The sequence below is a fragment of the Coprobacter fastidiosus genome, from assembly GCF_030296935.1.
GTDB lineage: Bacteria > Bacteroidota > Bacteroidia > Bacteroidales > Coprobacteraceae > Coprobacter > Coprobacter fastidiosus.
In genome coordinates, this window is sequence record NZ_AP028032.1 from 3,173,857 (window position 1) to 3,189,163 (window position 15,307).

The 15,307-nt window shown below is 36.7% G+C and carries 12 protein-coding genes and 1 pseudogene; all 13 read left to right on the forward strand.

All coding sequences use genetic code 11. The features are described 5' to 3' along the window. The first annotated feature begins 46 nt into the window (after positions 1-46). Positions 47-493 carry a JAB domain-containing protein gene (locus QUE35_RS12525; RefSeq protein WP_022601451.1) on the forward strand — a complete coding sequence of 149 codons (447 nt, stop codon included), beginning with the start codon at positions 47-49 and terminating at the stop codon, positions 491-493. A gap of 150 nt (positions 494-643) precedes the next feature. Continuing rightward, positions 644-1,231, forward strand: coding sequence for a tyrosine-type recombinase/integrase (locus QUE35_RS12530; RefSeq protein WP_022601449.1), 588 nt, complete (start codon positions 644-646; stop codon positions 1,229-1,231). A gap of 752 nt (positions 1,232-1,983) precedes the next feature. Next, the gene (locus QUE35_RS12535) at positions 1,984-2,304 is read left to right on the forward strand and encodes a hypothetical protein (RefSeq protein WP_022601446.1); all 321 of its coding nucleotides are present in this window, start codon (positions 1,984-1,986) and stop codon (positions 2,302-2,304) included. Positions 2,305-2,317: 13 nt separating this feature from the next. Then, positions 2,318-2,521: a hypothetical protein gene (locus QUE35_RS12540; RefSeq protein ID WP_022601444.1), complete on the forward strand. Its 204-nt coding sequence runs from the start codon at positions 2,318-2,320 to the stop codon at positions 2,519-2,521. 23 nt (positions 2,522-2,544) lie between these two features. Then, positions 2,545-2,970 (forward strand): hypothetical protein, encoded by a 426-nt coding sequence (locus tag QUE35_RS12545; protein WP_022601442.1) that lies wholly within the window; start codon positions 2,545-2,547, stop codon positions 2,968-2,970. Beyond that, on the forward strand, positions 2,971-4,044 hold the full coding sequence (locus QUE35_RS12550) for a penicillin-binding transpeptidase domain-containing protein (RefSeq protein WP_022601440.1): 1,074 nt from the start codon (positions 2,971-2,973) through the stop codon (positions 4,042-4,044). Further along, positions 4,041-4,496: a lipocalin-like domain-containing protein gene (locus QUE35_RS12555; RefSeq protein WP_022601439.1), complete on the forward strand. Its 456-nt coding sequence runs from the start codon at positions 4,041-4,043 to the stop codon at positions 4,494-4,496. Before QUE35_RS12550 ends, QUE35_RS12555 begins: the two co-directional genes overlap by 4 nt. 135 nt (positions 4,497-4,631) lie before the next feature. After that, a complete protein-coding gene (locus QUE35_RS12560; RefSeq protein WP_022601438.1) occupies positions 4,632-5,018 on the forward strand; it encodes a hypothetical protein in 387 nt (128 codons plus the stop codon). Positions 5,019-5,095: 77 nt separating this feature from the next. Then, positions 5,096-5,689 (forward strand): putative polyvalent protein kinase domain-containing protein, encoded by a 594-nt coding sequence (locus QUE35_RS12565; RefSeq protein WP_022601437.1) that lies wholly within the window; start codon positions 5,096-5,098, stop codon positions 5,687-5,689. A 166-nt stretch (positions 5,690-5,855) separates the two neighbouring features. Next, positions 5,856-6,032: pseudogene (locus tag QUE35_RS12570) on the forward strand (GGGtGRT protein); the annotation flags it as partial. Positions 6,033-6,773: 741 nt separating this feature from the next. Continuing rightward, on the forward strand, positions 6,774-9,137 hold the full coding sequence (locus tag QUE35_RS12575; protein WP_122329734.1) for a leucine-rich repeat domain-containing protein: 2,364 nt from the start codon (positions 6,774-6,776) through the stop codon (positions 9,135-9,137). Positions 9,138-9,317: 180 nt separating this feature from the next. Next, a complete protein-coding gene (locus QUE35_RS12580) occupies positions 9,318-11,993 on the forward strand; it encodes a zinc-dependent metalloprotease (RefSeq protein WP_022601434.1) in 2,676 nt (891 codons plus the stop codon). 200 nt (positions 11,994-12,193) lie between these two features. Then, positions 12,194-15,283 (forward strand): SusC/RagA family TonB-linked outer membrane protein, encoded by a 3,090-nt coding sequence (locus tag QUE35_RS12585; RefSeq protein ID WP_031258648.1) that lies wholly within the window; start codon positions 12,194-12,196, stop codon positions 15,281-15,283. Positions 15,284-15,307: the final 24 nt, after the last annotated feature.

Genomic DNA, 15,307 nt, shown 5'->3' on the forward strand with positions numbered 1-15,307 from the left:
AGTTGTCCTTTCTTTATTTCTACCAATTTATTAAACATTGTACATTATGGATATAGATTATACTGTGGGCGAAGTGGAACTGTCCTACAAACCCAAATTCAATAAACTGCATAAGGTAGCCAGTTCAGAGGACGCTTATAAATACTTACTCCCTACCTATAAGGAGGGTACAATCTGTTACAAGGAATACTTCAAAGTTCTGTTCCTAAACCAAGCCAGCCAAATTTTAGGCTACACTCTTATATCAGAGGGTGGAATTACTGAAACTTGTGCTGATGTCAGAGTAATTCTACAAGCTGCATTGCTTACCAATTCAGTAGCCATTATCCTTGCACATAATCATCCAAGCGGTAATCTGAAAGCAAGTAGGCAGGATATGGAGATTACTAAGCAAGTCAAGGATGCAGCACAGCTTATGAGGATTAAAGTCTTAGACCATCTCATACTTATAGATGCAGGATATTATAGTTTCGCTGACGAGGGAGAATTATAATAAGGTAAAGGGCACTCAATTTCTAAGTTGGGTGTCCTTATCATATTCACTTCTACTATTAGTGAATGTTCCTTTAGTAATCAGTGAGTTAGCAAATCCAACTCTGAATTAATATTCACTTCTATTCATTAACTTATAAAACAGAACATTATGTCACTTAAATATTCAAGCACAACGGCAGACTATCTTATATGGTCTGATGCAATGAACCTCATAAGGAAGTTAGCCAAAGACGGGAATTATAAAATCTCACTTCTTATAGCTTTGGGGTGTTTCACAGGATTAAGAATATCTGATATTCTATCTCTAAGGTGGAAACAGATATTAGGTACTGACGAGTTTACAGTAATTGAGCAAAAGACAAATAAGGTAAGGACTATCAGACTGAACCCACAATTACAGCAGCATATCAAAGAGTGCTACGAACATATAAATCCTGTTGGAATCAATGCGCCAATCCTTATCAGTCAGAAAGGCACTATCTTCACAGTTCAGAGAATCAATATCATTCTTAAAGAGGTAAAGAAGAAGTACAGGTTAAAGATTAAGAACTTTAGTTGCCATTCACTTAGAAAAACATTCGGCAGACAGGTCTATAACATGAACAGTGATAATGCTGAACTTGCCTTAGTAAAGCTGATGGAACTGTTCAACCATAGTTCTGTCGCTATTACTAAAAGATACTTGGGGTTAAGGCAGGAAGAAATCTTACAGACTTATGACTGTTTGAGCTTCTAAATAACAGGTAGGACAAATCAAGAACAAGGTTAGTTCTATATACCCTAATCAAAATTTGTCCTACCTAAATTTTAAATTCCAGATATATCTAAAGTCTGATTATTTATGTTTGGCATTTCAGCCTTATAGAAGTAGCTCAATTCCATAAGTTTACAGACTTTAGAACTATTTCAACTCTTATTAATCATGTTACAGGTAGCACTTCTTGAATATCCAACAATATGCTGACTTAAAGATGATAATTCAAGGTGGGTAAGAATATTCAGAATTTAGTCCTTATATGGGGAGAAGTGAATTTGATACCCACATGGATTTAGAGAGTTCAGATGCAATTCTGCTTAAATACTCCATTAATTCCTTGTTTAGTAACACAATAATTACTATTTATCCTCACTCCATGCTGATAGATTTAAAACCTTTTGTTACCTTTGCACCAATTCCAATGAACTAATGAGATAGGGAATTGGAAGGACATATTTAACGAAAGGTGTTATTGAAATTATCTTCTAAAGTCAAACTTCGCAACTTTGATATTGGAATGAAGATGATAGCAATAGCACCCACACTGGATATATATTTACCTTATGTCTGTAAGGTTTCTATATACCTTTTGGTGTGGGGCTATTGTTTTATCCATTCCAAAGGTAATGCGAAGACCTGACTTTAGGATAAGACAGATATAGTTCCCACACCTATTTTATTTTAACAGCTTATCCATAGGGAACAGGTGGGCATAATATCATTATCACATTATGAGATACTTGTTTTTCATTTCACTTATCATTGCATTTACCAGTTGTGGTAATTCCAATAAAACTGTCAATAGTGAAGATACTGAAACTATCAATGGCTACAGATACGAAAAAGGAAGTGATGAAGCCTTTACAGGTACAGTTAAATTTAAGAATGGTACAACAAAGGAATATAAGGACGGTAAAGTTATATCAAGAACAATCTACCATGAGAATGGACAGCCCGCTTCTACCAAATATAAAGATGAAAATGGACGCTATTACAAGAAAGTAGAATATGATAAGTCAGGCAACAAGATTGATGAAAAAGTTTATGAATAATATATAATATTTCATGTGGATTTGGATTATTATTATTGCTATTATCATTGGTGCAATATGGGGAGCTTCAAGCTCTAATGATGGAGAAAGAAGTGCTGGTGCTTTCTCTGGTGCTATTATGGGTGGAATGGGCTGTGGCTACATCCTATTCCAAATATTCATATTTGGTGCAGGGATTATATTTGTGCTGTGGCTATTTAGTAAACTATTTGGATAAATTAATCATAACTCTACTTGATAATGGAAAAGATTGAAAGAAACTATAATGGATGGGATATAACTGTAATTGGAAAAAGATTTTGCGATAGATTTCAAATAAAGTGTACTCCCAATATGAATTATGTGTACCAGACGATTAAAAATGAGTTATATAGTCATTTAGCTACTAAATACGCAGAACAAAATAGTTTATCTATAAATAATCAGCAAAATATAGAAATTATAAGAAAATGGACTGATGACAGTGTTCAAGAATTTATTGAAGATATTTCCAGTATGCAAATAAAATTTCATTGCGACTTTCCACTTAGTTTATTTACTTCTTTAGAGGAACGTGTAAATAAAGTTATGGAATATGCAAAAAAGGATATGAAAGACACTACTCCATTATCTTATTACAAAGTTCTACAAAATGATGAAAGAGTTAATTATAGAACAAAAATATAAATGAAGAAAATCATTATTCTGCTTATTAGCATAACAACACTTATAGCTTATATTTTTATTGAGTATAGAGGTAAATCAGATTCCACCATAGACAGCACTTTACAAGTCAAAGTAACCTCTATCTTAGAGAGCAAGCTAACTGAACTAAATGCTCTATCAGGACAAGCTATCATCATGGAAGTTCAGACAGGGCATATCAAGGCGATGGTTGGGCTTGAAAGGAAAGATAGTGCTAACTACCTACCTTGTGAGAATTTCTCCCAAGTACACGAATCAGCACTGATACACCCTATATCCATATTGGCAGCATTGGAAACAGGTAAAGTCAAATTAGCTGATACAGTAGATGTAGGTGACGGCATTTATATTTGCAAGGGAGATACCATCAAAGACTATAATTGGCATAGAGGTGGATATGGTGAAATCTCTATCAAGCAAGGTTTAGCTTCAAGTTCAAACATTGCTGTTTATAAAACAATGGAGAAAGCATTTGGAGATGATGCACAAGCATACTTCAATCTGTTGAATAATATGAGTTATGGTAAACCAGACAGCATCGCAGGAATAGCTAATCTGAAACCTGCATACTTTGTTACTCCTAAAGATAGTGGTTGGAGTGATACGGCTTTTGCATGGCTCTGCATTGGATATAATCAAACTATTACCCCTATACAAATGCTAACCTTTTATAATGCTATTGCTAATAGTGGAAAGATGGTACAGCCTCAACTTTACAAAAACAGTACAACAGTAATCAATCCACAGATAGCAAGTCAAGCCAACATTGACAGTCTGAAACAGGCATTGGAATATGTGGTAACTGATGGTTTGGGACAACCTGCCAAGTCTGATAAGACACAAGTTGCAGGTGAGACAGAGACAATACAGCTTGAAGATGGAAGCTATATTGTAGAGTTCTGTGGTTACTTCCCTGCCAATGCTCCCCAATATTCTATCATTGTTTCTATTCATAAAGAAGGACTACCTGCAAGTGGTGGATTGATGGCAGGTAATGTGTTTAGGAGAATTGCAGAATATATTTCTACTAACAATAAATATTTTAATTCAAAATGAGAACATTAAGACTAATTGGAACGACCTTATTAATGGTCTTATGTGCTGTGAATTTTACAGCTTGCAGTGATGATGAAGATGAACAGACAATCATTGAACAAGCCAACCTTATAGGTAAATGGCAGTCCACTTGGGAGAAGATTCACAAAATAGAGAATGGTAAAGAAGTCATTCTTGGTGATGAAGCATATACCAATGGCTTATGGGAGTTCAAGGCTGACGGTACTTGCATAGAGAGCCGTGTGGACGGTGGATATACAGAAACAAGTCGCTGGTCTTTGAAAGATAATAAGCTGACTATCTCTTACGATGACGGCTATTCAGATGTCCTTACTGTCAATGAACTTACAGCTACTAAATTAGTTCTTGCTTTTGAAGATTGGGACACAATGGAAGATGGCAGCGAGGAATTGGACGATATTACAACAACCACTTACAAGAAGATTGACTAATAACCAAATTAATTTAAGACAGAGCAGCATTTGAGGAAACTCTTATGCTGCTTTCTTTCCTTTAATGAGCCTCATTCTAAAATAAATTAGTAACTTTACGGTTCAATCATTGATTAACCATTTAAGTTATAAAGCATGAAGTTAAGATTATTTTACATACCCGATGCCCAAAACATAGTAGCCAAAGTTGGACAAAAGTTTTACCAACTGCCTAATTGTACTCTAATTGAAAAGCCTATAAAACTCATACCTTGCCAACCTTTTGTAGAACAAGTGTCCACGTCAAAGCCTTATGAAATTATCAATACACAAAGCTATGAATGGATTAATGAGTTATCAGTTAAGACCTCTAATAATGGCACTGAAGGAATTTATATAAGAGCAGGTAAACCGCGAATGATTCTAAAAGTAAATTATAGTAAGAATGACGAGGGCATAGATGTACTTACAGTATCTGGTAATTTGCCTATATATGTTTTAAACGGTGTTGCCAAGCTATTAACCATGATATTTATAGACTAATATCAAAGAAATGATTACCTTTGCCTTAAACTCATAATCAGAAGATTTATGGAATATATTAATGAATTTCACAAAGAATGGATAGAACGCACTCGTCAATCAATAGCCTCTTGGAGCAAGCAGCCCATATCGTTAGAAGCCAAAAGGAAGCAGCAGGAGAAACTGAACCAACAGAGGGCTATAAGAGAGGGCAAACAGAAGAACTCATAAAGTTTGCCAATGCCAACGGCTTATGGATTTCACTTCCTAATTTAAATGTGGAGTTCCTTAATAAAGGCGGAGAGAATGAAGTCTATACAGGAGATAAAGACGACATTGTTGTCAAGCTGAACAACTTTGAATACGCAGGGGATGATTTAGAGAACTTCTTCATCCGCATTGCTGCACATAATAAGTTCTTTGGCAATGTGCCTTATCAAATGATAGGCTTCGCTTATAACAGCCAACAAGAATTTTGTGCAGTTCTCGTACAACCTTATATATTAGCTGAACGAGAAGCTACGGAAGATGAAATTGCTACCTATATGCAAGCACTTGGCTTTGAAATGGACTATTACGACGAATACCATAATTCGGATTATGAAGTGTTTGATGCAGTTCCCAATAATGTACTTTATGGCATAGACGGAGATTTATACTTCATTGACACGCAGATTAGATTACGGTCTTAACTCCATTAGGAGTACTCTCATCTAAAGGATAACGCATAGGCATTTGCCCATGATGCAGCCCTTTTTGATAATTCGTTCTTTTATTTACTAACAAGGAGTTTACCCATTGCTATTATAGCATTGATTAATAACAGATTGCAAAGACTTACAGGGATGCTGTGTCGCTGCTTCATACGGTATGACCGACACAATGGGCCGTATGCACTCTGATGCTCAGTTCGCTGGTTCTTCATCAGTTCCCGCTCACGTGGAAATGATGGGCTTCCTCGGTATCGGTAACAACCCGATGGTAGGATGTACAGTGGCTTGTGCGGTTGATGTTGCTACTGCTTTGAGTAAGTAATTAACAATACTATTTTATAAAGAATCCTTATAACTTCTCAGTTTATAGGGATTCTTTTTTTGTTTATTTGTAGATAAAGAGTAGTGTTGTTTTCTTAAAGTTGTCTGAATTTTCTAATAAAAAATATTATTAGGTCATCTTTACGTTTTCTTTTAGTCTGTAATGGTGTTGATGTTTCTTTCTCGAGAGGAGAATTGACTATTCATGTTGATTTCTCTCGAAACTGATCTAAGTAGAATTTAGTCGTTTTTTTTAACTAATAATCTTGGATCAATAAATAAATTTTCAATTCGTAGTAATAAAAGAATGAAAACATAATTCTGTATAAATGGTGTATATTTTATCATTTTTCTTGATAAAATAGTTGCTGTATAGCATATGTTACACAAAAAAATATGTTTTTGATAAGAAAAGAAATAAATTTATTATATTTGTAGCCGTTAGGCTTGAATGTTTATGCTGGGTTAGCGTATTTTTATGCTAATATTTTATTATATATAAGGTGAATCGTCCAATTAATTGAACGTTAATCTGGACGATTTTTTTGAATAAGGACATTTTTTCCATTAGCACTTAAGAAATTACTTTTCAGGACAATATTCACTTTTCCTCACCAACACAATATCTTTCTTAAAAAAATCCAAAGAAACGTTCGTTAATATAGACATCTGTGGATTATAAGGTTTTAATAGGATTTTGATAGTGTTAATTTTATTCTTAAATAACTAAAACTTAAGGCTTATGAAAAGATGTTTACTCTTATCTGCTCTATTGTGTGTTTTTTCTATTACACATATGTATGCAGAAACTACTACGCCTTCTATTACATTGACTACGACTAAGACTGATGTGATAGAAATGAAATTTGGTTGTAGAACAGCTCATACGATTCATATTGATTGGGGAGATGGAAAACTTGTCGAAACGGTAGAAATTGCCGATTCAGCGACCGTTTATCCGACAGCTTCTTCTGCAGCAATTCATCCTACTGTTGTTACTGGAACTCCTGTAAATGGTGGAAAAATAAAGATTTATGCAGATGATATTAAGTTTTTTGTTATTGATGCAGATCAACAGATTACTGAATTGGATGTAACGGGGGCAACAAATTTGGGATATATTAAAGTCAATGATAATAGCTTTACGACAATTGATTTATCGAAAAATAATCAGTTAGAATATGTGAGTCTTGACGATAATAAACTTGAAACTCTTACTTTGGGCGATGCTCCTAATTTGACGCAACTTTTGGCAAGCGGTATGTCGATAGCCAAGATCAAGCTGACCGGATGTCCCAGTCTTACAAATGTAAATCTTGCAGATAATAAAATTACTACGATTGATGTAAGCGCTAATACTAAAATGACGACATTAGCGTTAACGAATAATCTTTTGACAGAGATTGACTGTTCGGCATGTGAAAGTTTAAAATATCTTCGGTTGTCAGGGAATAGATTCGCAGCTGCGAATTCGGTAATTTTCCCGACATCAAGTGCCAATCTAACACAAGTTTTATTGAAAGATAATTATTTTAAATTATCTACCTTGCCTGTTACGACAGCCAGAACTTATACTTATTATCCGCAAAATCCGTACCCGTCTCCTAAAGAAATAGCGTTGGGAGGGACAATAGATCTTTCATCCGAATTGACATTACAAGGATTATCCGATAAAGAAGAAACAACTACTTATAGGTGGATAAAGAAGAAAGACAATACGATTTTAACACCCGGAACGGATTATACAGAAGTCAGTGCAGGTGTATTTAAGTTTGATAAAGAGTTGTCAGATACGATTTATTGTGTAATGTCAACTAATGCATTCCCTAAATTTACAGGTACTACAAATTCTTACAAGACAGATCTTTCGGTAGTGGTTACAGAAGCTGCAATTACATTAAATACTACAAAAGTCGAAGAAGTGGAATTACAGCTTGGTTGTGCTACCGGGCATAAGGTGTTTATCGATTGGGGAGACGGCATGCCGGTAGAAACGGTAGAGATCAATGATTCACTTGCTGTTTTCGGACAGAATACGATGAAACCGACAGTTGTGACGGGAATTCCTAAAGGTACAATAAAAATTTATGGAAGAGATATGTTGTACTTCGGTGCAGATGAGCAGGAAGTTACTTCTATAGATGTGACGAAAGCCGTTCAGTTGGGAGTCCTTAAAGTTCCGACTAATAAATTGGGAGAATTGAATGTTACTAATAATGAGGAACTGTACTATATCTATGCAGAAGAGAATGAATTGTCAGCTTTAGATGTGACTCATTGTCCGAAATTAATTTGGTTGTCTGCCAATGGAAATAAGCTCGAAAGTATAGATTTAACGGCTTGCTCTGATTTATATAATTTAAATTTGAGCGAAAACCTGTTGTCAAGTATCGATCTTTCGGTATGTAATGATTTAGGTCCATGTCGGTTAAGCAACAATAACTTGGAAGAAATAATCATGCCGAGTGAAGGGGTTGCTCCTACAACGACATTGGATGTGAAAAATAATAAACTGACAATTTCTACTCTCCCTGAGAAAACCTTAGGTATGTCTTCTGCAAGTCGTCTTACTTATGCTCCTCAAGCGCCTTATGTGTTACCGAAAGATATTACTGCCGGAACGGTTGTCGATCTTTCTTCTGAATTGAAAGCTTTCGGGGTGTCGGATAAAGAAGAGACTACGACATATACATGGCGTTTGAAGACCTCCGGAACAGCATTGCAAAAAGATGTGGATTATACAGAAAAAGACGGTGTGTTCACATTTACCGGGACTGAACTTGCTGACAGTGTGTATTGCGTTATGGCGACGGCAGCTTATCCTAAATTTACGGGTACTGCAAATATGTTTAAAACAACAAATGTCCATATTACTGTTCCTGCAGGAGTAGACGAAAATACAGTAAGTAGTAGAATCATAACTACCGGAAACGGCTTGATTAAAGTATTGAATGCCGAAAATAATGATATGATCGAGGTATTTTCTCTGAATGGAGCTTTAGTTACAACCCGTAAGGTGTCCGAAAATATGGAGACTATAAAAGTCGTGCCGGGTTCATATATTGTTAAAATCGGTAATAAACGGTGTTCGGTAATAGTTCCGTAAAGTTGAAGAATATATATGAAAAACAGGGAGATCCCCGCTGAATTACGGGGAATCTCCTTTGTTTGGATATTAGAAATTGGAAATAGAGAAAAGGCGTGTTCTGTATTTTAGCTGTTTAACTTAACTATGAAAATCATAGAACATGTTTAGGATTAATAATTAAATTATAGGTAAGTGCAAATGAGAAAAGTTGGATTAATATTGCTGTCGGCAGTATTATTGTTCGGATCTCCCGATGTTTATGCCAAAAGGGGGAAATCTAAAAAGTCTAAAAAAACGGAAGTTTCGAAAGATTCTTCAGTGAAAAAAGAGAGTAGCAAGTACAAACGGACTTTTAAGACGAAAGCTTGTGAAACGGCGAAAGGAGACTTTCTTACATTACATTGGACTAAAGGGAAAATCTATTTTGAAATGCCGGTAAAATATCTAGGTCGGGAAGTTTTGATTGCTTCTACTATCTCAGGTGCGAGTGATACGGATCTCGGGATGATCGGGTACAAGCCTAAACCGCCGATGCATGTGAAATTTGTCAAGATGGACAGTCTTATCTGTATGTCGAAGGTAAATGTCGCTCCACGATATGATGAAGGAGATGCAGCAATGAAAAAGGCTATTGGTATCAGTACTTTAGATCCGATTCTGAATACAATGCCTGTTTTTTGCTATACTCCTGACAGTTCGGCGGTTGTATTCGATATGACTACTCTTTTTACCGGATCGAACGACCAATTATCTCCTATGTCGAATGGCGGTGGTGTAGTAAGTGTTTCAGGTACTTTCAATTCTAAAGCTTCGACTGTGACAGGGATAAAAGCATTCGAAGATAATGCTTCTATCAAATCATATATGTCTTATTCGGTTTCGACAAAACTGATGGGACTGTACACGTTATCGCAGAATGTTCCGGTGACATTTCAGGTAACCCGTACGATTCTACTTTTACCGGAGCAGAAAATGCGTCCTCGTGTTTCAGATTCACGAATAGGTATTTTTAATACAAACCGTTTGAATTTCGATAAGAATGAAGATTTTATCAAGACCTATTCGATGATTCACCGTTGGAATTTGCAGCCTAAAGATACTGCGGCTTATTTACGAGGTGAATTGGTTGAGCCGGTGAAGCCGATTGTTTTTTATTTAGATGACGCTTTTCCTGCAGCTTGGGCTAAAGGTGCGCGTATGGGTATTCTTCGCTGGAATAAAGCATTCGAAAAAATCGGTTTTAAGAATGTGATTCAGATTCTCGATTTTCCGAAAGATGATCCTAATTTTGATCCAGACAATTTAAAATATTCTTGTATTCGTTATGTTCCTGCACGAGTTATGAATGCTATGGGTCCCTCATGGGTAGATCCTTCTACCGGAGAAATTATCAATGCATCGGTATTGGTTTATCATGATGTGGTCAAGCTGTTAAACCAATGGCGTTTTGTACAGACTGCACAGGTAGATGAAAGAGCTCGATGTAAGAAAATGGATGAGGATATGGTTACCGAATCTATTGCCTATATTTTAGCTCATGAAGTCGGACATTGTCTCGGATTTATGCACAATATGGCAGCATCTGCCGCTTTTCCGGTCGATTCTTTACGTTCGGCAAGCTTTACTCAGAAATACGGAACTACGCCTTCTATCATGGATTATGCTCGTTTCAATTATGTTGCTCAACCGGGAGATAAGGGGGTTAAACTGACTCCTCCCGATTTAGGCGTATATGATTATTATTTGGTAGAATATGCTTATAAACCGATATTTGAGGCAAAAGATGAGATGGAAGAGATTCCGTATCTCGAAGCTATGATCGATGCAAAAGCTGGAGATCCGCTTTATCGTTACGGAAGACAACAAGTTTCAGGCCGTTATGATCCGAGTGCCGTGGAGGAGGATCTTGGCGATGATGCGATCAAGGCATCTGATTACGGTGTAAAGAATCTGAAATATATTCTTGCTCACATGAATGAATGGATAACAGATGAAATGGATCCGGACGGTTCATACAGGGAGATGACTTATGAGAACTTGGCTAAACAATATGACCGCTATTTCCGCCATGTTATGTTGAATATCGGAGGAATTTATTTGACCGATTTGAAAGCCGGTACTCCGGGCGAAAGAGTTCGGGCAGTAGAAAAATCGAAACAAAAAGCTGCTCTTAAATGGGTGATAAACGAATTGAAAAATTGCGATTGGTTAGACAATGAAGAGGTAACAAAGAATTTCGGATTAAGAGTCGGATTAGCTCCGATTATGAGATACTATACTGGACTTGAATTATTTAACTCGTACAGCAATGTTATTTTCTCGTCTCATATTGCCGGTAAAGAGGGATATTCTCCTAAAGAATACTTTGATGATCTTTATTCTTTGGTTTGGGAAAGTGCCATAAAGAAGAATCATGTACCCGAATCTGACCGTATGTTACAACGTCTTTTCTTAGAAAGAGCTGTATATGTAGCCGGTAAAACAACCAAGCCTTTACAAAAAATGGGATTGACCGACGAAAATAGTGTTGCTGCAGCTTATGCTCCGTCTGTTGACGAAATTATCTCTATGGGACTGGATGAAAGCGGAGTTGTAGAACGTTATAAAGATGTTTTGCGTGAATTGGAAATGAAAGAAGGCTCAGGTGTTGTCGCACGCAAAATGGCTCAAGATGAGATCGGCTATGGTTACGGTTGGCAATATAGAGTAAATTTGAGAAGTATAGATAATTCGAAAGATCTGTTATTCGGTCAACTTTTACGTGTTCAATCTTTATTGAAGTCACGAATGGGTGCTGTCGATACCGATACAAAAGCTCACTTTAAAGCTATGTTGTACTTGATCGATGAAGCTTTGGATGCAAGATCTAAATAAATGGGTTTTGAACGGTTCGGAAGAAAATTCTTATTTTCTTTCCGAACCTGACCTTTTCCTAAACTATGCAAGATTTGTAAGATTGTAGGTTATATCGTTCCGGATACTGAACCTGAACTGATTCCGGATTCTAATTTTATGTAAAATAGTCGAACATGTTTTCTCCGAACGGGGAAAGATTATAAAAACTCAGAAATTATATGTTATACACTTTTGTTCTGAGACGGTGGTTGAAGAGAGTTTTGCTGTTATCTGTTTTAATGATGATAACCGGCTTAATCAATGCTCAAACCCCTCCTAAAAATGAAAATAAACAAACTTCAGATAAGAAAGAGCAACCTAAAACCCAGCGTGTTACGGTTATCGGTACGGTACTTGATAGTAAAGAAGAACCGTTACCGGGGGTTGTTGTGAAAGTAAGAGGAACAACACAGGCGGTAGCTACGGATGTTGACGGGCGGTTTATCATACAGATACCTAAATCGGATAAAGACATATTTCTTGATTTTTCGTTTGTAGGTATGTTGCCGCATTCTATTAAGGTTGTAAAGCCTGAACGTAAGTTAATTGTTCACTTAAAAGAAGATAATGTCGCTTTAAGTGAGGTTGTGGTAAATGGTTTTTTTGCGCAAGATAAGAAAACTTTTACGGGAACTGCGACGACGTTACAGCGTGATGATTTGTTGAAGGTTTCCAGTACGAACGTTTTGAAAGCGATTACGGCATTGACTCCTAATATGAAGATTGTAGAGAATAATGCAGCAGGATCAAATCCGAATGTAGTTCCTGAACTAATAATTCGTGGTGCTAACTCTTTGGCTATTAGTGGAGAGCAGGGAATTAATAACCCGTTGGTAATATTAGATGGAGTAGAGATTTCTATGGAAGAGCTTTATGATATGGAAATCAATGAAATAGAATCTGTTACGATATTAGAAGATGCTTCGGCTACGGTACTTTACGGTGAACGGGCTGCCAACGGTGTAATTTTGGTAGAACGTGTTAGGGCAAAGGATAGTAAAGTGCGTTTACGTTATAGTTTTACTCCGACATTTGCTTATGCCGATCTTTCTTCGATGAACTTGACCAATGCCGAGCAGAAACTGGAATTGGAACGTCTTGCCGGCCTTTATGATACCGATGACGGTTCTTTAGATCAGGCATATGCATATAAATTGGAAAATATTCGGAAAGGAATCAATACAGAGTGGTATAAAGCTCCGTTGCGGTTCGCCTTCAGCCATTCCCATTCTCTGACACTTACCGGTATGGGGCAAAACTTATCTTATTCGGCGGGACTTAGCTTTAGAGATACTTATGGTATTATGAAAGGAGACTATCGTCGTAATTACGGATTCAATATAAATTTCGGTTATCGGTTGACTGATAAGTTGACTGTCTCTTTTACAGGAAGTTATGGATTGGGCGGAAGTAAGAGTTCTCCTTATGGAGATTATTCCACATATAGTAAAATGAATCCGTATGAACCGATTTATGATGAATACGGGGAATATATCAAAGAATATTATTTCGATCCTTTCGATCCTTCCGGATCAGAAAAAAAGATCGAAAATCCTTTGTATAATGCGACTTTATCGAGTTTTAGTAAAAATCAGAGCCGGAATATGAAAAACTCGGTAATGATACGTTGGGATATCGTACCTCAATTTTATGTTACCGGACAAATAAATTATTCTTCAGATTACAGTCAGTCCGATGTATATGTTTCTCCGGATGATTCTCAATATCTGTCAACGGTAAATCCTGCCGAAAAAGGTTCTTATACGATCTCCGGAACAAATAATTCGGCATGGGACGGAAAATTTACAGCCAGTTATAGAAAACAGTTTAAGGATGTCGGGTTTTCTGTTAATGCAGGTTGTTCAAGTATATCTTATAAATACTCCAGCGATTTTTCTGCGCAAGGGATCGGGTTTATGAAGGATAATTTGAATGATATCAAGTTTGCTATGGGATATACCAAGAATGGAAAGCCGAGTGGTGATGAGAATATCAGCACAAGTGTAGGATTTTATGGAAATACGACGATTGTTGTTTTAAAACGATATATTATAGACGGAAATCTCTCTTACTCGGGAAATTCTTCGAACGGTGCAAATAAGCGTTTCGGACCGTTCTGGTCGGTCGGTGCTCGTTGGAATATCCATGAAGAGAAATTTTTTAGAAAGAGTTGGCTGAATGATTTGAGCCTCCGTTGGAATATGGGATCTACGGGAAATGCCGGGTTTAGTGCAAAACAGGCGGTAACCCGATATCAATATGATCAGGATAATGATTATTATACAGGAGTCGGTGCTACCCCGATAAATATGGGAAATCCCTTATTGAAATGGCAAAAGACCTTGAAGAATACATTTGCGATAAATACTCGTATGTTTCAGGATCGTCTCTCATTTAATTTTAGTTTCTATTTAGATAAGACTTTTGATATGTTAGTACCCATCGATTTGCCTCCTTCAGTCGGGGTATCCAGTGTGAAAGTCAATATGGGAGAATTACTGAATAAAGGACTTAGTTTTAGTTTGTCCGGAAGAATTTTGCAAACAAAAGACTGGTATCTGAGCTCTTATATCAACGGGTCTCATAATTTCGATAAAATAACGAAGATCAGCGATGCCTTGGAAAAAACCAATCAAGGAGGAGATACCGGGACTAAACCTAAACTTCTTTACAAAGAGGGCGGTTCTCAGTACGATATATATGCAGTGCGTTCTGCCGGTATCGATCCGGCTACTGGGCAGGAAATTTTTATTACCAAAGACGGACATTATACTTTGAAGTATAATGAAGATGATAAAGTTGCTGTGGGAAATGAAAATCCTATATTGAAAGGAAGTTGGGGAATGACATTGGCGTACAAAGGATTCGGATTGAATCTTACTTCGAGCTATACGTTTGGTGGAGATATTTACAATTCGACGATTGCCGATGCTGTTGAGAATATTGATCCTTATTTCAACGTTGACGTTCGAGCTTTTACCGATCGATGGAAACAACCGGGAGACCATACGCGTTTTCTTGGATTAGGTGAGAAGAAAGAGACCTATCGTTCTGAAAGGTTTGTAGAAAAGAAAAATGAATTTTATCTGTCGAACATAACTTTCACGTACGAGTTGCCTAAGTCGTTTCTGAAAAAAATCAAATTGGAGAGATTAGTTGTCGGAATTGCTTACGACGACGTATTCAGAATTTCGTCGGTAAAAATGGAAAGAGGTACTTCATATCCTTACCAACGAAGTCTGAATCTTATATTCCGACCGACTTTCTGATAAACGTGTTGTCAATTTATTTTA